A 2011-nucleotide genomic window follows, 5' to 3' on the forward strand; every position below is an offset into this window, starting at 1 on the left:
AGCCTGGCTCGTCAGGAATTGCCGGATCCCGGTGGCATACTCGAAACCTATGTATTGCTTATCTGCTTAAATGGACTAGAACATTTAGAATTCGCCAAATGTATTGCTAGGCCGAAGTTGCGACGGCTTGCGGGCGTGGTCTGATTGCTGAGCTGGATGGACGCCGGTGAACCGCTATGGGTGTGTAGTCAGAATTTATGGCGTGTCGTCTTCGCGAATGGGTTGGAATCGAATATGATTCTGGCCATGCCGCGTAAGCAGGGCCGGGTTCACGTAGTCAGAGTTCGGAAGACGCACGTGGATAAGCAGGGCCAGCGCCGCGAGTACACGTCGGCCTACCTGCGGCGCACCTACCGCGACGGCGCCGCGGTGCGCAACGAGACCGTGGCCAACCTGTCGATGCTGCCGCCGGAGACGATCGACGCGATCGAGGCGACGCTGAAGGGCCAGACGCTGGTGCCGGCCGGTTCGGAGTTCGCGATCACCCGGTCGCTGCCGCATGGGCACGTGGCCGCGGTAGCGGCGATGGCGCGCCAGCTGGGCCTGCCCGCGCTGCTGGGCCCGGCAGGCCGCAGACGCGATATTGTTCTCGCGCTGGTCATTTCGCGGGTTGTGCGGCCTAAGCCGAAGCTATCCACGCTGGCCTGGTGGCCCGACACCACGTTGGGCACTGACCTGGGCGTGGCCGGCGCGTCCACCGACGAGGTCTATGCCGCGATGGACTGGCTGGCCGAGCGGCAGGAGGCGATCGAGCGCAAGCTCGCGGCCAAACACCTTGCCCCCGACGCGAATCCGGGCCGGATGGCGTTGTTCGACCTGACCAGCGCGTGGGTGACCGGCCGGTGCTGCGAGCTGGCCGCGCGCGGCTACTCCCGCGACGGCAAGAAGGGCTGCGAGCAGATCGAGTACGGGGTGCTCACCGACCCGGCGGGCCGCCCGGTCGCGGTGCGGGTGTTTGCGGGCAACACCGCCGACCCGGACGCGTTCACCCAAATCGTCACCGTCATCCGCGACGAGCTGGACATCCAGAAGTTGGTGTTGGTGGGCGATCGCGGCATGATCACCTCCGCGCGCATCGACGCGCTGCGCACACTCAACGAGGACCCCGACACCGCCACCGATTTCGGCTGGATCACCGCGCTGCGCGCGCCCGCGATCGCCAAACTCGCCCGCGACGACGGGCCGCTGCAGATGAGCCTGTTCGACACCCAGGACCTGGCCGAGATCCACCACCCCGACTACCCCGGGGAACGGTTGATCGCCTGCCGCAACCCCGCGCTGGCGGCCGAACGCACCCGCAAACGCTCAGAGCTGCTGGCCGCGACCGAGAAACTGCTCACCGGCATCGCCGAGCGGGTCACCCGCGGCACCCTGACCGGCGCCGGCGGGATCGGCAAGGCGGTGGGCAAGGTGATCGACAAATACAAGATGGGCAAGCACTTCCACACCACCATCACCGACACCACCCTCACCTACCGTCGCGACCAAGCCCGCATCGACGCCGAGGCCGAACTGGACGGCATCTACGTGCTGCGCACAAGCGTCGACGCCGGCACCCTCGACCCCGCCGGGATCGTCGAGGGCTACAAGAACCTCGCCAACGTCGAACGCGACTTCCGCATCATCAAAACCGACGATCTCGACCTGCGACCCATCCACCACCGACTCGACAACCGCGTCAAAGCCCACGTGCTGATCTGCCTGCTCGCCTGCTACCTCATCTGGCACCTACGCAAGGCCTGGGCGCCAATGACATTCACCGACGAACATCCACCCCAACGCGATAACCCGGTCGCGCCCGCACAGCGTTCACCCGAAGCCGATGCCAAGGCATCCCGCAACCACGACGCCGACGGCAACCCGCTACGCAGCTTCCGTGGCCTGCTCGACCACCTGGCCACACTCACCCGCAACGACGTCCGCTACCACGGCGCCAGCACCGAGGTGCCCCTGCTCACCCAACCCACCACCGACCAACGCCGCGCCTTCGACCTGCTCAATACCGCGATAC

General features: G+C 66.2%; 1 protein-coding gene. It reads left to right on the forward strand.

The features are described from left to right. Window positions 1-246: 246 nt before the first annotated feature. Window positions 247-2011 (forward strand): IS1634 family transposase (locus tag WAW85_RS09870; RefSeq protein ID WP_422559441.1); only part of this gene is annotated, 1765 nt, incomplete at its 3' end.

Origin of the sequence: Gordonia sp. (in: high G+C Gram-positive bacteria) (assembly GCF_049299075.1) — a bacterium.
Taxonomy (GTDB): domain Bacteria; phylum Actinomycetota; class Actinomycetes; order Mycobacteriales; family Mycobacteriaceae; genus Gordonia.